The organism is Bacillus cereus (assembly GCF_002567495.1).
In the GTDB taxonomy this organism is placed as follows: Bacteria; Bacillota; Bacilli; order Bacillales; family Bacillaceae_G; genus Bacillus_A; species Bacillus_A cereus_AQ.
Genome location: NZ_NVAP01000061.1, coordinates 1 through 20,368 on the forward strand (window position 1 = coordinate 1; position 20,368 = coordinate 20,368).

Below are 20,368 nucleotides of genomic sequence, written 5' to 3' on the forward strand. Positions count from 1 at the left end.
CTTTTGACTTGTGTTTTTTTGTGTTTTTAAACAGCACGTAAAAGAAGTAAAAAAGAATACAAAACTAATACAAACACGCTGCCCAAGAATAAATCATATTATATAAGAAATTGATGTATATTTTCCGAAAATTTGTTAAGGAATAGAAGTATATAATATGTCTATTTGAATGGGGAGGAAAGATTATGAAATTACAAAGCGAAGTTTGCATTGTTTGTGAGACAAAAAGAAAAGAAGGTATATATGTTTATAATAATTTAATATGTTATGAATGTGAAAAAGATATGGTGAATACAGAGACAAATGATCCGAAATATATACATTATTTAAAACAACTACGGAAATTAGAAGTATCATATTTTTAAATAGGCATCATGCCTATTATTTTTTTTGCCTTAATATCTGTATAATAGATACAGACTAAATAATAAGGAAGAGATATATGAATCAAAATCGTATGCCTTTATATGAGGCTTTAATGGAATTTAAAGAAAGACGACTATTATCTTTTCATGTTCCAGGCCATAAGAATGGTTTAAACTTCCCTCAGGAAGCTCTAGGGGGGTTTAAGGACATATTATCAATTGATGTAACAGAATTAACAGGATTAGATGATTTACATAGTCCGTTTGAATGTATAGATGAAGCACAGCAATTATTGGCCAATGTATATGGCGTGCAAAAAAGTTATTTTTTAATTAATGGTTCCACCGTGGGGAATTTAGCAATGATTTTGTCTTGCTGCAGCGAACATGACCTTGTCCTCGTACAAAGAAATTGTCATAAATCAATTATTAATGCTTTGAAATTGGCAGGGGCTAATCCGGTCTTTTTAAATCCATGGATTGATGAAGTACATAATGTACCAGTAGGTGTTCCTGATGAAGTGATTAAGGAGGCAATTAAAAAGTATCCAAATGCTAGAGCACTTATCTTAACACATCCAAATTACTATGGCATGGGAATCGACTTAGAGGAAAGTATCGCTTACGCGCATGCACATAAAATTCCCGTTTTAGTAGATGAAGCACATGGGGCGCATTTTTGTATAGGGGATCCATTCCCTAAGTCAGCATTAGCTTATGGTGCGGATATTGTAGTTCATTCTGCACATAAAACATTACCTGCAATGACAATGGGATCCTATCTACATATAAATAGCCACTTAGTGGACGAAGAGAAGGTCGCTACTTATTTAAGTATGCTACAATCTAGTAGTCCATCGTATCCAATTATGGCTTCCTTGGATATAGCACGCTTTACAATGGCGCGTATAAAAGAAGTAGGCCATACTGAAATTGTTGAGTTTTTACGGAGATTTAAGGAAGGATTATGTTCTATTCCCCAAATCGCTATTTTAGAATATCCGTTGCAAGACGAGTTAAAGGTTACCGTACAAACTCGTTGTCAGTTATCAGGGTACGAATTACAGTCTGTATTTGAAAAGTTTGGTATATATACAGAGATGGCTGATCCATACAATGTCCTATTTATTTTACCCCTGCAAGCAAATGAGGAGTATATGAAGGTTATAGAGATGATCCGAGTAGCATTGCAACATTATGAGGTGAAAGACAAGAAGGAATCTATTCGTTATACTTATAAAGGTGAATTCTCTCCTTTACCGTATACGTACAAACAACTAGAAGGATATGAAACAAAGGTAGTATCTATAGAAGAGGCTGTTGGAATGATAGCGGCGGAAATGGTCATTCCGTATCCACCTGGAATTCCATTGATTATGTATGGAGAGAGAATTACTTTAGAGCATAAAGAGCAAATTATGTATTTAGAGAGAGCAGGAGCTCGTTTTCAAGGTAATACGAAATATATGAAGGTGTATGATATAGAAAGTAGGTTTTAGGATGAAGGGATTATTTGTAACAATTGAGGGCCCAGAAGGTTCAGGTAAAACAACGTTAATTAAAAGTTTATTACCATATTTTGAACAAAAAGCCCAAAAGGTAATGGCGACGAGAGAACCAGGTGGTATTGCAATTTCTGAGGATATTAGGACGATTTTACATAAAAAAGAATATACGATGATGGAAGCACGTACGGAAGCGCTTCTTTATGCTGCTGCACGCAGACAACATTTAGTAGAAAAAGTTATGCCAGCACTTAATGAGGACTACCTCGTGTTATGTGATCGTTTTATAGATAGCTCTTTAGCTTATCAAGGCTATGCAAGAGGATTGGGTATGGATAAGGTATTTGAAATAAATCGTTTCGCAACAGAGGACTGTATGCCTAGTTTAACAATCTATCTAGACATTGAGCCTGAAGTTGGTTTAGCTCGGATTGAAAAAGATGCGGGGCGCGAAGTAAATCGACTAGATATGGAAGATATCTCTTTCCATAAACGTGTGCGTGAAGGGTATTTACAAGTTGTAGAACGTTTCTCGGATCGCATTGTATTAGTAAATGCTGATCAGCCAATGGAAAAACTTATAGAAGAAGTTGTTCAGATTATAGAAGATAAATTGTTATAATAGAAGGAAAGAATGAAATAAGTGAGGTATGCATTATGACGAAGACGTGGGAGCAGCTTTCTGCTATACAACCCATCGGTGTAAAAATGTTGATGAATAGCATTGCAAAAGAGCGTATATCCCACGCTTACTTGTTAGAGGGAGGGAAAGGGACAGGAAAGTTTGCGACAGCAATTCAAATGGCAAAGAGTTTCCTCTGTTCTGAGCGGAATGGGGTAGAGCCCTGCCATGTATGTACAAATTGTAAGCGAATTGATTCAGGTAACCACCCTAACTTACATATTGTAAAACCAGACGGATTATCTATTAAGAAGCAGCAAATTCATGATTTACAAGAAGAGTTTTCAAAAACAGGATTAGAGGCAAATAAAAAAGTATATATTATTGAGCACGCAGATCGTATGACAGTAAATGCGGCAAATACACTTTTGAAATTTTTAGAAGAACCGAGTAGTGATACAACAGCTATTTTACTTACTGAACAAAGTCATCAAATTTTAAATACGATTTTATCCCGTTGTCAAGTTGTTACATTTAGACCGTTACCTACGGAATCTTTAATTAGGAGATTACAGGATGAAGGTATTACAATCTCTTTATCAACTCTTGCTGCTCAACTCACAAATAGTTTTGATGAAGCTTTAGCTTTTTGTAATGATGAATGGTTTGCACAAGCACGAGCTTTAGTGATAAAATTATGTGAAGCGCTCGAAAAAGATAAAGCCTCTATTTTTTTTGTACAAGAAAAATGGGGAAAACACTTTGGAGAGAAAGAACAATTACAGCAAGGTTTAGATATGTTACTCCTTATTTATAAGGATTTATTATATGTTCAACTTGGAGAAGAAGATCGTCTTGTTTTTCGTGAGCAGAAAGAGATGTTTGAATCTTTCTCCTACGCTCAGAAGCGCATTGTATCAGCTCTCTTTAATATATTAGAGGCAAAAAATAGAATCAACGCTAATGTAAATGCGCAGCTTGTGTTCGAACAGTTAGTGTTGCGGTTGCAGGAGGGATGACCGTTTTGTATGATGTAGTAGGTGTTCGCTTTAAGAAGGCCGGAAAGGTATATTACTTTGATCCAAATCAGTTCGATATCTCTGAAAATGAGTTTGTCATCGTAGAAACAGTAAGAGGTATTGAATACGGAAAAGTAGTTATTACCAAAAAGCAAGTTGATGAAAACGACGTTGTATTACCGCTAAAAAAGGTTATTCGTATTGCAAATGAAAATGATCGTACCATTGTTGAAGAGAACAAACATGCTGCAAAAGAAGCATATCAAGTCTGTCAACAAAAGGTAGTAGAGCATAATCTTGATATGAAACTTGTAGATGTAGAGTATACATTCGATCGTAATAAGATTATTTTCTATTTTACGGCGGATGGTCGGATTGATTTCCGCGAACTGGTGAAGGACTTAGCGGCAATTTTTAGAACAAGAATTGAACTAAGACAAATTGGTGTTCGTGATGAAGCGAAGATGCTAGGTGGTATTGGTCCATGTGGTCGTATGCTTTGTTGTTCTACTTTTTTAGGAGATTTTGAACCTGTATCCATTAAAATGGCAAAGGATCAAAATTTATCATTAAATCCTGCAAAAATCTCTGGTTTATGTGGTCGCTTAATGTGTTGCTTAAAATATGAGAATGATGAATATGAGGCAGCAAAGGAACAACTTCCTGATTTAGATCAACGTATACAAACCCCGCATGGTACTGGCCGTGTTATCGGATTAAATATTTTAGAAAGATTAATTCAAGTGGAACTAGTAGACAAGGAACGGATAGTAGAATATACGTTAGATGAGTTAGTGAATAAAGGGGTCGTTTCGAGTCAAACCACAGATTAATGAGGTGGGTGCTTGTGGAGAAAAAAGATATTTTTGAATCGGTTTCTAGTATGGAAGAGCAAATTGGGCATTTATACAAACAGTTGGGAGAGCTAAAACAGCATCTTGCAGAGTTGTTGGAAGAAAACCAACATATAAAAATGGAAAATAACAATTTGCGACAACGTTTTGAAGAAGTGCAGAATAAAGAAAAACAAAAAACTCAAAAACGTAAAGAAGTGAAGCCGAAAACAGATATTGGTGAAGGCTATGACAATTTAGCGAGACTGTATCAAGAAGGTTTTCATATTTGCAATCTACATTATGGAAGTGTACGTAAAGAGGGAGATTGTTTATTCTGTCTGTCATTCTTAAATAAAAAGTGAAATTACCTTTCCAATTATAATTGGAAAGGTAATTTTTTATACATGAGAATAGAATGACATGGTTTTTATATTAGTAGAAGATGAAATAGGGTAGGTTAAGGGTAAGAAAAGGAGCAATATATGAATTTATATGAAGATGAACGTTTAGATTACTTATTAGCGCAAGAAATGAAGATTATACAAAGCCCATCAGTATTTAATTTTTCTTTAGATGCTGTTTTACTTGCAGATTTTGCATGGGTACCAATTCAAAAAGGTAATTTACTTGATTTGTGTACAGGTAACGCGGTAGTCCCCCTTCTATTAAGTACAAGAACAAAAGGAAAGATTACTGGTGTGGAAATTCAAGAACGCTTATATGATATGGGGGTAAGAAGTGTTCAATACAATGAATTGGAAGAAAGAATTCACCTCATACATGGAGATTTGAAAGATATGCCAGAGAAACTTGGGCGTCATCAATATGATGTTGTTACATGTAACCCACCATATTTTCAAACACCTCAAACTTCAGAGAAAAATATGAATGAACATTTAGCGATAGCTCGTCATGAAATTATGTGTACATTAGAAGATGTTGTATATGCGAGTAGTCAGTTAGTAAAACAAGGCGGGAAAGTAGCGTTTGTACATCGTCCAGGTCGATTACTCGACATTGTCACATTAATGCGTAAATATAAAATTGAACCAAAGCGTGTGCGATTTGTTTACCCTAAGGTCGGAAAAGAAGCAAATACATTGTTAATTGAAGGAATTAAGGATGGAAATGCAGATTTAAAAATTTTACCACCTCTTTTTGTATATGAGAATAATAACGAATATACAAAGGAGATACGTTCAATTTTATATGGAGAAGAATAAGCATTGTTTTTATGTGGTAGAGTGCTCTGATGGAAGTTATTATGCTGGATATACAAACCATATAGAAAAACGAATTCAGACACATAATAGCGGCAAAGGAGCTAGGTATACACGTGCGAGGCTTCCTGTCGTTTTAAAATATGTAGAGACCCACGAGGATAAGCGTACAGCTATGCAAGCGGAGTATTATTTTAAGCAATTAACGAGAAAACAAAAAGAGGCATATATGCAAAAAGGAGAACGTTATGTGGCAACAAAAAAGCTTTCAACAAAATGAAAAGGGAGTTTTATATTTAGTACCAACTCCTATTGGAAATTTAGAAGATATGACATTTCGTGCAATCCGAATTTTAAAAGAAGTTGATTTAATTGCTGCTGAAGATACGCGACAAACGAAAAAACTTTGTAATTATTTTGAAATTGAAACACCTGTCACGAGTTATCATGAGCATAATAAAGAAGTAAGTGGAAAGAGAATATTAGAGAAGTTAGAGGATGGAAAGAATGTAGCACTTGTTAGTGACGCTGGTATGCCGTGTATTTCCGATCCAGGTTACGATATTGTTGTTGAGGCAGTGGCTGAGCAATATCATGTAATTCCGCTTCCTGGAGCAAATGCAGCCCTTACGGCATTAATTGCATCTGGTCTTGAAACAAAGCAGTTTTATTTCTATGGTTTCTTGCAGAGAAATAAAAAGGAACGGAAGATGGAGTTAGAAAAGCTTCGTTATGTACAAACTACAATGATGTTTTATGAAGCGCCTCATCGTTTAGATGATACTTTAATTTCGATGCAGGAAGTGTTGGGAAATAGAGAGATTGTATTATGTCGAGAGCTAACGAAAAAATTTGAGGAATTTATTCGAGGAACAATTGAAGAAGCAATTGAGTGGACGAAGCAAAATGAAGTCCGTGGTGAGTTTTGTATTTTAGTAGCTGGTTCAACGGAAGAACCTGCTCCAGAAGAACAATGGTGGGAATCTCTTTCAGTATATGATCATATTGAACACTATATAAGTGAAAAAGGTATGAATTCAAAAGAAGCGATTAAAACCGTTGCTAAAGATCGAGATTTGTCGAAAAGAGATGTATATCAAATCTATCATGTCGATAAAAAATAAGCTTCTCTAATTGAGAAGCTTATTTTGCTGTTTCGATATAATCTTGAAGTTCGTTTAAGATTTGCTCAGCGCCTTCTTTGCTTAAGATGATTTTACCTTCAGCTAAAGAAAGGTTACCGTCAGATACTTCACCAGTTACTTGGCAAGTCATGTTTGGCTTATATTTTTTTAAGATGATCTTTTCGTCATCAACATAGATTTCAAGAGCGTCCTTTTCTGCAATACCTAAAGTACGGCGTAATTCGATTGGAATTACTACACGACCTAATTCATCAACTTTACGAACAATACCAGTAGATTTCATAATTTTTTTCCTCCTAAATAAATAGTTTATAAGTTTCGAGTCTATTTTTAGATTCGTCATTTTTCGACAAAATACCCTATGGACATATGATACCAATCATTTACATTTCCGTCAATTCTTAAATTCTATATTTTTTAAAAAGATTTATAGATTTCTTACTTCTTATATATAATAGAATGAGAGGAAATTCCACATTTTTTCACTGTATTTTCTGAAAAATTAACAAATTACAAGTGGAGATTGTATATTTTTTTGAAATATGAGCAATAGATGATAAAGATATCGAGCATTAACTTATTTTTATCCTGCGTTAAAGAGCAGGAAGAACTCAAATTCAAAATTAGGTTGGAGTAAAGAAGTTAAGTGAGATTCGGGCTGCTCGTAAAAGTCTGTTTGATGTGGGCTAATAATCAGTGGGGATGAACAAAAAGCCCGCTGATTAAAGTTTCACTTTATATATGAGTTTTTGATATACTGTTTATAAATACATATGAGGTTATTCGGGAGGTCCAAAACAATGACAGAGGAAAATAAGTCCTTTTATATTACTACCCCAATTTATTATCCAAGTGGAAAATTACACATTGGACATGCTTATACGACAGTAGCAGGAGATGCGATGGCACGATATAAGCGTATGCAAGGATATAATGTGCATTATTTAACAGGAACTGATGAGCATGGACAGAAGATCCAAAAGAAAGCAGAAGAGTTAAATATTACACCACAGGCATATGTGGATAACATTGTTGCAGGAATTAAAGAGCTTTGGGAGAAGATGGATATCTCTTATGATGATTTTATTCGTACAACTGAAGATCGTCATAAAGATGTTGTCGAAAAAATCTTTAAGCAATTAGTAGATCAAGGTGATATTTATCTTGACGAATATGAAGGTTGGTATTCTGTACAAGATGAGACGTTCTATACAGAGCACCAATTAGTAGATCCAATTATGGAAGGCGACAAAGTGGTTGGAGGAAAAAGCCCAGATAGTGGTCATGATGTAGAACTTGTTCGTGAAGAATCTTATTTCTTTAGAATGGGTAAATATGTCGATAGACTATTAAAGTTCTATGAAGATAATCCACATTTCATTCAGCTGGAGTCTCGTAAAAATGAAATGATTAATAATTTTATTAAACCAGGATTAGAAGATTTAGCAGTTTCTCGTACTTCATTTGACTGGGGAGTTCGTGTTCCAGGTAACCCAAAACACGTTATTTACGTATGGGTTGACGCATTATCTAACTATATTACGGCATTAGGTTATGGAACAGCAAATGAAGAGAAATATAAAAAATTCTGGCCTGCAGATGTGCATTTAGTTGGGAAAGAAATTGTTCGTTTCCATACAATTTATTGGCCGATAATTTTAATGGCATTAGATTTACCGCTACCGAAGAAAGTCTTTGCTCATGGCTGGATTTTAATGAAGGATGGAAAGATGAGTAAGTCAAAAGGAAACGTAGTAGATCCTGTTACACTAATTGATCGTTACGGATTAGATGCATTACGTTACTACTTACTTCGCGAAGTTCCGTTTGGATCTGATGGAGTGTTTACACCAGAAGGATTTGTTGAACGTATCAACTTCGATTTAGCAAATGACTTAGGTAACTTATTAAATCGTACAGTAGCTATGATTGATAAGTACTTTAACGGAGAAATCCCTGCATTTAAAGCAAATGTAACAGAGTTCGATGAAACATTAGTAACGTTTGCACAGGATACATTGAAAAAAGTAGAAGAAGCAATGGAGAATATGGAATTCTCTGTGGCGTTAAGCTCAATTTGGCAATTAGTTAGCCGTACGAATAAATATATTGATGAAACACAACCTTGGGTATTAGCAAAAGATGAGAATGATCGTGAAAAGTTAGCTTCTGTAATGGCCCATTTAGCAGAAGTACTTCGTCAAACAGGTATTATGCTTATGCCATTCTTAACAGTAGCACCAAGCAAGATGTTTGCTCAGCTTGGCCTTACTGATGAAGCACATAAGTCTTGGGAAAGTCTATCTACAGTGGGCTGTATTCCAGCTGGAACAAAAGTAGAAAAGGGACAACCAATTTTCCCACGTTTAGAAATGGAAGTAGAGGTAGAGTACATTAAAGAACAAATGAAAGCCTCTGCTCCTAAAGTAGAAGAGAAAAAAGAAGAAGAACCGAAGGCAGAAGAAATTACAATTGATGATTTCTTTAAAGTAGAATTACGCGTAGCTGAAGTACTATCTGCGGAGCCTGTGAAAAAGGCAGATAAGTTGTTAAAAATCCAGCTAGATTTAGGTACAGAAAAGCGTCAAGTTGTTTCTGGAATTGCAAAATTTTATTCGCCAGAAGACCTAAAAGGTAAAAAGGTTATTTGTGTAACAAACTTAAAACCTGTAAAACTACGCGGTGAATTATCACAAGGTATGATTTTAGCGGGTGAAGAGAATGGCGTATTGTCATTAGCAACAATTGACCAAAATCTACCAAATGGTACAAAAATCAAGTAATTAAGACAAGAAAAGAGATGTTTCACGTGTAACATGTGTGAAGCGTCTTTTTTCTTTTTACACTCTCAATTTTTGCATTAAGATTGTAGTATTGTTATCGTTAAGTTAGTAAAGAGCTTATTTGTGTAGAATAAACTTGATTTCAATATAAAAGGAGTTATGTATGATGTTGTTTGATACACATTCACATTTGAATGCAGAGCAATTTGAAGAAGATTTGCAAGAAGTTATTGCACGAATGAAAGAAGCGGGAGTTACTTATACAGTTGTTGTTGGTTTTGATGAAGTAACGATCAAAAAGGCGATTGAATTAGCTGAAACTTATGATTTTATTTACGCTGCAGTTGGATGGCATCCCGTTGATGCAATCGACATGACGGAAGAACATTTAGCTTGGTTAGAAGAACTTGCTTCCCATCCTAAAGTTGTTGCACTTGGAGAAATGGGCTTAGATTATCACTGGGATAAGTCTCCAAAAGAAATACAGAAGGAAGTATTCCGTAAACAAATTGCATTAGCCAAAAAGGTGAAATTGCCAATTATTATACATAACCGCGATGCAACTCAAGATATTGTTGATATTCTAGAAGAAGAGAATGCGGCTGAAGTGGGAGGCATTATGCATTGCTTTAGTGGCAGCGTAGAAGTAGCAGAGCGATGTGTTGATATGAACTTTTTAATTTCGTTAGGCGGACCAGTTACATTTAAAAATGCTAAGAAACCGAAAGAGGTTGCTGCGGAGATTCCGTTAGAGAAATTGTTAATAGAGACGGACTGTCCATATTTAACACCACATCCATTTCGAGGGAAACGAAATGAACCGAGTTATGTAAAACTCGTAGCAGAAGAAATTGCGAACTTAAAAGGAATTTCTTATGAGGAAGTAGCAGAAGTAACAACAAAAAATGCAAAAGCTTTATTTGGTGTTGAATAAAAAAAGAATGGGGGAAACCCGTTCTTTTTTATTTTGAGAAAATACTAGTAGAAGTGATGAAGAAAATAAATGTGAATGATGAAGTGTTACAATGAGAAGAGAGAATAAAGATTTTCCTATTCTATTTTTTAAAATATGAGAATGGGGAAAATAATAATGGAAAAGTCGTCATTTTTTTGTTTTACTAAGTAGAGACGAAATGAGTGTGGAGGCAAGCATGAAAATAAAAGAGATTATCGTTGTAGAAGGTAAAGATGATACAGTTGCGATTAAGCGTGCTGTTGATGCGGATACAATTGAAACGAACGGTTCAGCAATCGGTGATCATGTTATTGAGCAAGTTAAATTAGCGCAGCAAAAAAGAGGCGTTATTATTTTCACAGATCCGGATTATCCTGGAGAGCGTATTCGAAAAATTATTTCTGACAAAGTTCCTGGTTGTAAGCATGCCTTTTTACCGAAGGAAGAAGCGCTTGCTAAAAGGAAGAAGGGTGTTGGGATCGAACATGCTTCTAATGAGTCGATTCGCCGTGCTCTAGAGAATATACATGAAGAAATGGAAGCTTACACAAGTGAAATTAGTTGGAGCGATTTAGTCGATGCAGGCTTAGTGGGCGGAGAAATGGCAAAGAGCCGCAGAGAAAGAATGGGTAAGCTATTAAAGATTGGTTATACAAATGCAAAACAGTTACATAAACGTTTACAGATGTTTCAAGTTTCAAAAGAATCATTTGGAGAAGCTTATAAGCAAGTAATACAGGAGGAACAAAAATGAAGGATATCGCAACACCAAATCGTACAAAAGACATTGTTGAAAAGTATGGATTTTCATTCAAAAAAAGTTTAGGACAAAACTTTTTAATTGATACAAATGTATTAAATCGTATTGTCGATCATGCAGAAATTGGTTCAGAAAGTGGTGCAATTGAAATTGGACCAGGTATCGGTGCATTAACAGAGCAATTAGCGAAGCGTGCTAAAAAAGTAGTGGCTTTTGAAATTGATCAAAGACTATTACCAATTTTAGATGAGACGTTAGCACCATATGGTAACGTTACAGTTATTAATAAAGACGTACTAAAAGCTGATGTACATGAAGTATTTAGTGAGCAATTTGAAGAAGGACAAGATGTAATGGTAGTAGCTAACTTACCATACTATATTACAACGCCGATTTTATTTAAATTGCTTGAAGAAAAGTTACCAGTTCGTGGATTTGTTGTGATGATGCAAAAAGAAGTTGGGGATCGTTTAGCTGCTAAACCTGGAACGAAAGAGTATGGTTCTTTATCGATTGCCATTCAGTATTATACAGAGGTTGAAACAGTTATGACTGTACCGCGTACAGTATTTGTACCGCAACCAAATGTTGATTCTGCGATTATCCGCCTTCTAAAGCGTCCTAAACCGGTTGTAGAAGTGACAGATGAAACTTTCTTCTTTGAAGTAGTACGAGCAAGTTTCGCACAGCGTCGTAAAACTTTAATGAATAATTTATCAAATAATTTAAATGGTTTCCCGAAAGATAAAGAGTTATTGGATCGAATTTTAACAGAAGTAGGAATTGATCCAAAACGAAGAGGCGAAACGCTATCCATTGAAGAGTTTGCAACATTAAGTAATGCATTAGTTCTTCACAAATTATCGTAAGAATATGAAAGGGACAGTTCAACTTGAACTGTCCCTTTTGTCACCTTTCTCTCCCTAAATTCATATTTTAAAAACAGGTAAGATGGCCTAATGAGTTTGGAGGTAGGAGAATGGCTTTACATGTTGGAGAATTAGTGGAACGATATTCTCATAAGAGGGATATTCTTTTTCGTATTATAGAAATAAAAGGCGAGATAGCTATATTGTTTGGAGAGGAAATTAGACTGGTGGCAGATGCGCCACTTGAAGATTTAATTAGTATAGATCAACGAGAACATAAAAAAAGGGTGAAGCGTGAGAAAGAAACAATGGAACGCACGTATCGTTTGTTTCAACAAGATTATGTATTGATGAAACAAAGGCATGAACACACTTCAACTGGTGGATACACAAGTGAGGTAAATTACTTTCAAATGCCGGGACGTGTATTGCATATAGATGGAGACCCCCTATATTTGCGTAAGTGCTTAGACTTATATAATAAAATTGGTGTTCCTGTACAAGGTATTCATTGTAAAGAAACGGAGATGCATGAAAAAGTAGTAGATTTAATAGATCACTTTCGCCCAGACATTCTTGTTATTACCGGACATGATGCATATACAAAATCAAAAGGGGTGAAGGGAGATTTAGCGGCATATAGGCATTCAAGACATTTTGTACAGGCTGTCCGAGAGGTGCGAAAAAAATATCCATCATTGGATCAACTTGTTATTTTTGCTGGAGCATGTCAATCGCATTTTGAGGCACTAATTCGTGCAGGGGCTAATTTCGCTAGTTCACCATCTAGAATTAATATTCATGCACTAGATCCTGTATATGTAGTTGGTAAAATTAGTTTTACTTCATTTATGGAGAGAGTCAATGTATGGGATGTCGTACGTAATACAATTACTGGTGAAAAGGGACTAGGTGGAATTGAAACGAGAGGGATTTTACGAACTGGATTACCTTTTCAACATTATGAAGAGTAAGCAGGGTACATATGTATCTTGCTTTTTTGTATGGAAGGATTTAAATGAATTTGGATAAAAAGGGACAAGAACGTACAGACTACGTAATGATACTTTTACAATATAGTATTTCTTCTATCTATTCAAACGCAGGATGATATTAGCTGTGAATCGTGGTTAATAATTAGGATAGATATATCGTGTTTTAAGTGTTCAATCTAAATTACAGCGAGGTGTAGCGAAGTATATGTCAAAACGTTTAGATGAAATTAAAAGCGAATTAGATCACCATCTTGGACAGCGACTTATGTTAAAAGCAAATAGTGGAAGAAGAAAAACTGTGGAGCAATCAGGTGTATTAGCAGAAACATACCGTTCTGTTTTTGTTGTACAATTGGATCAACAAGAAGATGCTCTGCAACGTGTATCTTATAGTTATGCGGATGTTTTAACAGAGACAGTAGAGTTAACATTTTATGGAGACCCTCATAATGAAATCATTTTATAATCTGCACATCATTACATATATTCCCATAAATGAAAAGCTATATTATTTTGCATACTAACTATACCGTAGCAAAATAAGGAGGGACTCTGCATTGAGTAGACGAAGAGGTGTCATGTCAAACCAATTTAAAGAAGAGCTAGCAAAAGAGCTTGGCTTTTATGATGTTGTTCAGAAAGAAGGATGGGGCGGAATTCGTGCGAAAGATGCTGGTAACATGGTGAAACGTGCTATAGAAATTGCAGAACAGCAATTAATGAAACGAAACCAGTAGTTGTAAGATACTTTCTATGCTACGGTAGCCGAGGAGAGATTCCTCGGCTTTTTGTACTCTAAAAGGTGCCATCATTTTACATAAGTAGTTTCATTCTGAATGCTTTTCGTTATAATTAGGGAAGTGTCATCGTCTTACTATAAATTTATGGTAAAATAAACGATAAAAGATTGAGTACATAGAGTGGGTGAATAGATTGAAGCTACTAGTGAAAGCACCAGCAAAGATTAATCTGTCGTTAGATGTACTGGGAAAAAGACAAGACGGATATCATGAAGTGAAAATGATTATGACAACCATTGATTTAGCAGATCGTCTAGAACTAACGGAATTAGCAGAAGACCGTATTGAAATTTTATCCCATAATCGGTATGTCCCAGACGACCAACGAAATTTAGCTTATCAGGCAGCGAAATTATTAAAAGAGAAGTTTAATGTAAAAAAAGGTGTATCTATCACTATTGAAAAAACGATTCCAGTAGCAGCTGGATTAGCAGGTGGAAGTAGTGATGCAGCAGCGACATTACGTGGTCTTAATAAATTATGGAATTTAGGGCTTACAATTGATGAATTAGCAGAGCTTGGCGCAGAAATTGGATCAGATGTATCGTTCTGTGTATACGGTGGAACAGCAATTGCCACTGGAAGAGGAGAGAAAATTGAGCATATAAAGACTCCGCCTTCTTGTTGGGTTATTTTAGCGAAACCACATATAGGTGTATCTACTGCTGATGTGTATGGAAATTTAAAGTTAAATCGAGTTACCCATCCAAATGTAGATAAAATGGTTGATGTCATAAATTCTGGGGACTATAAAGGGATTTGTGATACTGTCGGTAACGTTTTAGAAGATGTAACGTTTGGCATGCATCCTGAAGTTGCCCGTATTAAATCACAGATGAAGCGATTCGGAGCGGATGCTGTATTGATGAGTGGAAGTGGTCCAACTGTATTTGGACTTGTACACCATGATTCGCGAATGCACCGCATTTATAACGGATTAAAAGGATTTTGTGAACAAGTCTATGCGGTACGTTTATTAGGAGAGAGAGAAACGCTTGAATAAAGACGTATAATACGTTATGATTTGTTTAGAATATTCGTGATTTGAGGTGAGAGTATGAAAATTAGAAGAAGTACAAGATTAGTCGATATGACTTATTACTTGCTACAAAATCCTCGTCAGTTAGTATCTCTCACTTTTTTTGCTGAAAGGTATCAATCAGCTAAGTCTTCTATTAGTGAAGATTTAGTTATTATTAAGCAAACGTTTGAACAACAAGGGGTCGGCACATTGCAAACGGTACCAGGAGCAGCAGGAGGAGTGAAATATATACCGTATATAAGTGAAGGAGAGGCAGATCTAATTATTAATGAGCTTTGTGGCTTATTTGAAAACCCAGATCGTATTTTGCCTGGCGGTTACTTATACATGACAGATTTATTGAGTAATCCTCGCCATATTAATGGCGCGGGTCGTTTGTTTGCTTCTGTTTTTGCTAGGCAACCAATTGATGCAGTTATGACGGTGGCAACGAAGGGGATTCCACTTGCTTATGCAGTGGCAAATTACTTAGATGTACCAGTTGTGATTGCAAGGAAAGATAATAAGGTAACAGAAGGTCCGACTGTTAGTATTAACTATGTTTCGGGTTCTTCTAAACGAATTCAAACAATGACGTTAGCAAAACGTAGTCTTCCAGAAGGATCAAATGTTTTAATTATTGATGACTTCATGAAAGCTGGCGGGACGATTCAAGGTATGATGAGTATGCTAGAAGAGTTCAAGGCTAATGTTGTTGGTATAGGTGTATTAGTAGAATCCACAGATATCGAAGAACGACTAATTAATAATTTTGTATCATTAATTCGTCTATCAGAAGTTGATGTGAAAGAAAAAACGATTCAAGTGGAAAAAGGGAATTATTCTCTTGCACCATTTGATGAAGGGCTTGTAGAGGCTGAATAAAAGATAGAGCAGATAGCTCTATCTTTTTTTATTTTATTTATAGATTATAAAATAGATGGACAAACTGCCTTTCGTACACTATTTTTAAAGAGTAAAATAAATAATAAAAGGGTGAAAAGTATGAAAGTTGTTCAAACAAGCAAGGCACCACAAGCAATTGGACCTTATTCACAGGGGATTATTGTAAATAATATGTTCTATAGCTCAGGACAAATTCCATTAACGGCAAATGGGGAGCTTGTAACAGGAGATGTAACAGTACAAACAGAACAAGTATTTCAAAATTTACAAGCGGTATTAGAAGAAGCAGGTGCTTCATTTGATACAGTCGTAAAAACAACAGTATTTTTAAAGGACATGGATGATTTTAATGCTGTGAATGAAGTGTATAGCTCTTATTTCTCTACTCATAAACCAGCTCGATCTTGTGTGCAAGTAGCAAAATTACCGAAAGATGTTTCCGTTGAAATTGAAGTAATCGCCCTAGTTAAGTAACCTTTTGTAAGCGATAACCTCCACTAATCTCTATATTCAATTACTTTAAAAATTTTTATCTTAAAAATTTTTAAAAAATTAAAGGGAAAATAGAAAATTTGTGGAATTTATACAAATATATCGCTTATTTAGAAAAGGGTGGTGAACACAAGATGGAAGTGACTGACGTAAGATTACGCCGCGTAAACACAGAAGGCCGCATGAGAGCAATTGCCTCTATTACTTTGGACCATGAATTTGTTGTTCATGATATTCGTGTAATTGATGGTAATAATGGATTATTTGTAGCAATGCCAAGTAAACGTACTCCAGATGGAGAGTTCCGTGACATTGCACATCCAATTAATTCTGGTACACGCTCTAAAATTCAAGATGCGGTTTTAACAGAGTATCATCGTTTAGGCGAGTTAGAAGAGGTTGAGTTTGAAGAAGCAGGTGCTTCGTAAAATTCGAATGAAAAGGGCTTTTGACAAAAAGCCTTATAATTTTGTAGCAAACTCCTGTAAGCATTTACAGGAGTTTGTTTTTTTTGCTTTATATTTGGAAACTTCATAATTCATTAACATAAAAAGAAGAAACTACTAATTTTTTCAAAATCATTTTAAATAGTATAGCTTATTTCTTAAAAAAGATACTAAAGAGTAAAACATCTTATAAGAATTATGGTAAAATTTAATAGTTAAAATGTGTTTCTTGAAATATATGATGATTTAGGATAATATCTTTAATGGATAAATAGGTTGCGATGGAGGGTCTATATGTCAAACAGATTTGCAGTGATTCTAGCTGCAGGTAAAGGCACACGTATGAAGTCTAAGCTATACAAAGTGCTGCATCCTGTATGTGGAAAACCTATGGTACAACACGTAGTCGATCAAGTATCTCAATTAGGATTGCAGAAACTTGTGACGGTTGTTGGACATGGTGCTGAAATGGTACAAGAACAGCTAGGAAACGTAAGTGAGTTTGCATTACAAGCAGAACAACTTGGTACAGCACATGCTGTAGATCAAGCTGCAAGTGTACTTGCAAATGAAGAAGGAACAACTTTAGTTATTTGTGGCGATACGCCTCTAATAACTGCTGAAACGATGGAAGCATTACTTCAGCAACATAAAGAAGCAGGAGCAATGGCGACGGTGCTAACGGCATACATAGAAGAGCCTGCTGGATATGGCCGTATTGTTCGTAATGAGAATGGTCATGTTGAAAAGATTGTTGAGCATAAAGATGCAAATGAGAAAGAATTAGCTATTAAAGAAATCAATACAGGTACGTATTGTTTTGATAATAAGGCTTTATTTGCTTCACTTTCTAAAGTTTCAAATGATAACGTACAAGGTGAATATTACCTTCCAGATGTTATTGAGATTTTAAAAAATGAAGGTCATATCGTATCAGCTTATCAAACAGAGCAGTTCGATGAAACGTTAGGTGTTAACGACAGAGTCGCTCTATCGCAAGCGGAAATTATTATGAAAAACCGTATCAACCGAAAGAACATGGTAAATGGTGTTACAATTATTGATCCAAGTAACACTTATATTTCTGCTGATGCAATTATCGGTAGTGATACAGTTCTTCATCCAGGAACAATTATTGAGGGGAACACTGTAATTGGTTCTGATTGTGAAATTGGACCGCATACAGTAATTCGCGATAGTGAAATTGGAGATCGTACGACAATTCGTCAATCTACTGTACATGATAGTAAACTTGGTACAGAAGTATCGGTTGGTCCATTTGCACATATTCGCCCAGATTCAGTTATTGGAGACGAAGTACGCGTTGGAAACTTCGTGGAAATCAAAAAAACTGTCTTTGGTAATAGAAGTAAAGCTTCACACTTGAGTTATATCGGGGATGCACAAGTTGGAGAAGACGTGAATCTTGGTTGTGGTTCAATTACGGTGAACTATGACGGTAAGAATAAATTCAAAACTGTGATTGGTAATGGGGTATTTATTGGATGTAATTCAAACCTTGTTGCTCCAGTAACAGTTGAAGATGGTGCTTATGTGGCAGCAGGCTCTACAATTACAGAGAATGTTCCATCAAAAGCATTATCGGTAGCACGTGCACGTCAAGTTAACAAAGAAGACTATGTTGATCAATTGCTGAATAAGAAAAAATCATAATGTGGAGGGTTAATCTAGATGTCGACTCAATATCTAAATTCTAATTTGAAAGTATTCTCTTTAAACTCTAATAAGGAACTTGCTGAGCAGATTGCAAAGCATATTGGAGTAGGACTAGGAAAATGTTCTGTTGATCGTTTTAGTGATGGAGAAGTTCAAATTAACATTGAAGAAAGTATCCGTGGTTGCGATGTATTCATTATTCAATCTACAAGCTTCCCAGTAAACGAACATATCATGGAATTACTTATTATGATCGATGCATTAAAACGTGCATCTGCGAAAACAATTAATATTGTTATTCCTTACTATGGTTATGCGCGTCAAGACCGTAAAGCGCGTTCTCGTGAACCAATTACATCGAAACTTGTAGCAAACTTGCTTGAAACAGCAGGTGCAACTCGTGTAATCACTCTAGATTTACATGCTCCACAAATTCAAGGGTTCTTTGATATCCCAATCGACCACTTAATGGGTGTACCGATTCTTTCTGATTACTTTGAAACAAAAGGTCTTAAAGATATCGTAATCGTGTCTCCTGACCATGGTGGTGTAACTCGTGCAAGAAAAATGGCAGATCGTCTAAAAGCGCCAATCGCTATTATTGATAAGCGTCGTCCTCGCCCGAACGTATCAGAGGTAATGAACATTATCGGTAATATTGAAGGCAAAACAGCGATTTTAATTGATGACATCATTGATACAGCTGGTACAATTACATTAGCAGCAAACGCTCTTGTTGAGAACGGCGCTTCTGAAGTATATGCTTGCTGTACACACCCAGTATTATCTGGCCCAGCAATTGAGCGTATTCAAAATTCAAATATTAAAGAGTTAGTTGTAACGAACTCTATCGTATTACCAGAAGAGAAGAAAATCGACAAAGTACATGAACTTTCAGTTGCTCCATTAATCGGAGAAGCAATCATTCGTGTATACGAAGAAGAATCTGTGAGTGTATTATTCAATTAATTGGATAGAATGAGACGTAACCAAAATTGGTTACGTCTTTTCGTATCGAAAAAAGAAAGTAGTGGTACAAGAATGAAATTGATAGTAGGACTTGGGAACCCAGGTAGAGAATATGAATTAACAAGGCATAATATTGGATTTATGGCCATTGATGAACTTGCAAAGCGTTGGAACATTTCTTTGAATGAACAAAAATTTAAAGGTGTATTTGGTGCAGGATTTGTTAATGGAGAAAAGGTAATCTTATTAAAGCCGCTTACATACATGAATTTATCTGGGGAAAGTATTCGTCCACTCATGGATTATTATAAAATTGATGTTGAGGACTTCGTTGTTATGTACGATGATTTAGATATTCCTGTAGGTAAATTGCGTCTTCGCATGAAAGGTAGTGCTGGTGGACATAATGGTGTAAAGTCAACGATTTCTCACCTAGGAACGCAAGAATTTCAACGCATCCGTATGGGAATTGATCGCCCGAAAAATGGAATGAAGGTAGTCGATTATGTATTAGGACGCTTTACATCTGAAGAGATTCCAGATGTTAACCACTCTATTGAAAAAGCAGCGGATGCATGTGAAGAGTGGCTAAATAAGCCTTTTCTCCAAATCATGAATACTTTCAATAGTTAAAACTGTGATTGGGAATATTTCACTTTTGTTTTACCCATACTAGTAGTAATTGAATTTTTAGGAGGCTAGTATGGAAGGGTATTATTATTGCAGACATTGCGGAGGTAATGTAGGCTCCATTAACGCAGAAAAAGTATATAGCGACGTTTTATTTCAACTAACAGAGCAAGAAGTAGTAGAGATGATTCATTTTCATGAGAATGGAAATATATATATAAAAACGATTTGTGAATCGTGTCAAGAAACGCTCGCATCTTATCCTGAGTATTATGAATATGAAAAATTTCTGCAATAAAATGTTGTCGCTTTGGCATGTCCAAAGCATTTTTCTGTTTTCCTTTTCCAAAATA

25 protein-coding genes are annotated in these 20,368 nt (G+C 35.6%); 24 read left to right on the forward strand and 1 reads right to left on the reverse strand.

The features are described from left to right. The first annotated feature begins 185 nt into the window (after positions 1-185). The 9 genes from COK05_RS27095 (at position 186) to rsmI (ending at position 6,691) form a co-directional block, all read left to right on the forward strand. A complete protein-coding gene (locus tag COK05_RS27095) occupies positions 186-365 on the forward strand; it encodes a sigma factor G inhibitor Gin (protein ID WP_098615011.1) in 180 nt (59 codons plus the stop codon). A 77-nt stretch (positions 366-442) separates the two neighbouring features. Next, a complete protein-coding gene (locus tag COK05_RS27100) occupies positions 443-1,864 on the forward strand; it encodes an aminotransferase class I/II-fold pyridoxal phosphate-dependent enzyme (RefSeq protein WP_098615012.1) in 1,422 nt (473 codons plus the stop codon). Between the two features lies 1 nt (position 1,865). Beyond that, on the forward strand, positions 1,866-2,492 hold the full coding sequence (gene tmk, locus COK05_RS27105) for a dTMP kinase (RefSeq protein ID WP_098615013.1): 627 nt from the start codon (positions 1,866-1,868) through the stop codon (positions 2,490-2,492). A 35-nt stretch (positions 2,493-2,527) separates the two neighbouring features. After that, entirely contained in the window at positions 2,528-3,511 is a 984-nt protein-coding gene (gene holB / locus COK05_RS27110; RefSeq protein WP_098615014.1) for a DNA polymerase III subunit delta', read from the forward strand. A 5-nt stretch (positions 3,512-3,516) separates the two neighbouring features. Beyond that, the gene (locus COK05_RS27115) at positions 3,517-4,344 is read left to right on the forward strand and encodes a PSP1 domain-containing protein (RefSeq protein WP_000272429.1); all 828 of its coding nucleotides are present in this window, start codon (positions 3,517-3,519) and stop codon (positions 4,342-4,344) included. A 14-nt stretch (positions 4,345-4,358) separates the two neighbouring features. Then, on the forward strand, positions 4,359-4,709 hold the full coding sequence (gene yabA, locus COK05_RS27120) for a DNA replication initiation control protein YabA (RefSeq protein WP_141539278.1): 351 nt from the start codon (positions 4,359-4,361) through the stop codon (positions 4,707-4,709). Between the two features lie 120 nt (positions 4,710-4,829). Beyond that, positions 4,830-5,570, forward strand: a complete 741-nt coding sequence (locus COK05_RS27125; RefSeq protein WP_098615016.1) for a tRNA1(Val) (adenine(37)-N6)-methyltransferase — start codon at positions 4,830-4,832, stop codon at positions 5,568-5,570. After that, entirely contained in the window at positions 5,557-5,847 is a 291-nt protein-coding gene (locus tag COK05_RS27130; protein WP_098615017.1) for a GIY-YIG nuclease family protein, read from the forward strand. Before COK05_RS27125 ends, COK05_RS27130 begins: the two co-directional genes overlap by 14 nt. Then, positions 5,816-6,691 carry a 16S rRNA (cytidine(1402)-2'-O)-methyltransferase gene (gene rsmI / locus COK05_RS27135; RefSeq protein WP_098615018.1) on the forward strand — a complete coding sequence of 292 codons (876 nt, stop codon included), beginning with the start codon at positions 5,816-5,818 and terminating at the stop codon, positions 6,689-6,691. Before COK05_RS27130 ends, rsmI begins: the two co-directional genes overlap by 32 nt. A gap of 19 nt (positions 6,692-6,710) precedes the next feature. Here the strand turns inward: rsmI and COK05_RS27140 are convergent, their stop codons facing one another. Further along, positions 6,711-6,995 carry an AbrB/MazE/SpoVT family DNA-binding domain-containing protein gene (locus tag COK05_RS27140; protein WP_000843036.1) on the reverse strand — a complete coding sequence of 95 codons (285 nt, stop codon included), beginning with the start codon at positions 6,993-6,995 and terminating at the stop codon, positions 6,711-6,713. 517 nt (positions 6,996-7,512) lie between these two features. Between COK05_RS27140 and metG the strand changes: the two genes are divergently transcribed. From metG to COK05_RS27215, 15 genes are all read left to right on the forward strand, one after another. Next, complete coding sequence (metG, locus tag COK05_RS27145) at positions 7,513-9,495, forward strand: methionine--tRNA ligase (RefSeq protein ID WP_440898758.1); 1,983 nt, start codon at positions 7,513-7,515, stop codon at positions 9,493-9,495. Between the two features lie 166 nt (positions 9,496-9,661). Continuing rightward, entirely contained in the window at positions 9,662-10,429 is a 768-nt protein-coding gene (locus COK05_RS27150) for a TatD family hydrolase (protein WP_061678920.1), read from the forward strand. 217 nt (positions 10,430-10,646) lie between these two features. Further along, on the forward strand, positions 10,647-11,204 hold the full coding sequence (gene rnmV / locus COK05_RS27155; RefSeq protein ID WP_098615020.1) for a ribonuclease M5: 558 nt from the start codon (positions 10,647-10,649) through the stop codon (positions 11,202-11,204). Then, positions 11,201-12,079 (forward strand): 16S rRNA (adenine(1518)-N(6)/adenine(1519)-N(6))-dimethyltransferase RsmA, encoded by an 879-nt coding sequence (gene rsmA, locus COK05_RS27160; protein WP_000651552.1) that lies wholly within the window; start codon positions 11,201-11,203, stop codon positions 12,077-12,079. The genes rnmV and rsmA overlap by 4 nt, the downstream gene beginning before the upstream one ends. 110 nt (positions 12,080-12,189) lie before the next feature. Beyond that, positions 12,190-13,053, forward strand: coding sequence for a sporulation peptidase YabG (gene yabG, locus COK05_RS27165; RefSeq protein ID WP_001173734.1), 864 nt, complete (start codon positions 12,190-12,192; stop codon positions 13,051-13,053). 226 nt (positions 13,054-13,279) lie between these two features. Next, positions 13,280-13,540 carry a biofilm formation stimulator Veg gene (veg, locus tag COK05_RS27170; RefSeq protein ID WP_098615021.1) on the forward strand — a complete coding sequence of 87 codons (261 nt, stop codon included), beginning with the start codon at positions 13,280-13,282 and terminating at the stop codon, positions 13,538-13,540. A gap of 91 nt (positions 13,541-13,631) precedes the next feature. Then, complete coding sequence (gene sspF, locus COK05_RS27175) at positions 13,632-13,811, forward strand: acid-soluble spore protein SspF (protein ID WP_002094215.1); 180 nt, start codon at positions 13,632-13,634, stop codon at positions 13,809-13,811. A gap of 196 nt (positions 13,812-14,007) precedes the next feature. Beyond that, entirely contained in the window at positions 14,008-14,877 is an 870-nt protein-coding gene (ispE, locus tag COK05_RS27180; protein ID WP_000772104.1) for a 4-(cytidine 5'-diphospho)-2-C-methyl-D-erythritol kinase, read from the forward strand. 54 nt (positions 14,878-14,931) lie between these two features. Further along, on the forward strand, positions 14,932-15,780 hold the full coding sequence (gene purR, locus COK05_RS27185; RefSeq protein WP_098615022.1) for a pur operon repressor: 849 nt from the start codon (positions 14,932-14,934) through the stop codon (positions 15,778-15,780). Positions 15,781-15,900: 120 nt separating this feature from the next. Then, positions 15,901-16,275 carry a RidA family protein gene (locus tag COK05_RS27190; RefSeq protein WP_000869815.1) on the forward strand — a complete coding sequence of 125 codons (375 nt, stop codon included), beginning with the start codon at positions 15,901-15,903 and terminating at the stop codon, positions 16,273-16,275. 152 nt (positions 16,276-16,427) lie between these two features. Then, positions 16,428-16,721, forward strand: coding sequence for a septation regulator SpoVG (gene spoVG, locus COK05_RS27195; protein ID WP_000454041.1), 294 nt, complete (start codon positions 16,428-16,430; stop codon positions 16,719-16,721). 312 nt (positions 16,722-17,033) lie between these two features. Then, positions 17,034-18,413 (forward strand): bifunctional UDP-N-acetylglucosamine diphosphorylase/glucosamine-1-phosphate N-acetyltransferase GlmU, encoded by a 1,380-nt coding sequence (glmU, locus tag COK05_RS27200; RefSeq protein WP_000071039.1) that lies wholly within the window; start codon positions 17,034-17,036, stop codon positions 18,411-18,413. Between the two features lie 18 nt (positions 18,414-18,431). Beyond that, complete coding sequence (locus COK05_RS27205) at positions 18,432-19,385, forward strand: ribose-phosphate diphosphokinase (protein WP_000107420.1); 954 nt, start codon at positions 18,432-18,434, stop codon at positions 19,383-19,385. Positions 19,386-19,457: 72 nt separating this feature from the next. Beyond that, positions 19,458-20,018: an aminoacyl-tRNA hydrolase gene (gene pth, locus COK05_RS27210; RefSeq protein ID WP_000767702.1), complete on the forward strand. Its 561-nt coding sequence runs from the start codon at positions 19,458-19,460 to the stop codon at positions 20,016-20,018. A gap of 70 nt (positions 20,019-20,088) precedes the next feature. Continuing rightward, entirely contained in the window at positions 20,089-20,313 is a 225-nt protein-coding gene (locus COK05_RS27215; protein WP_000399438.1) for an anti-sigma-F factor Fin family protein, read from the forward strand. The last annotated feature ends 55 nt before the right edge of the window (positions 20,314-20,368 follow it).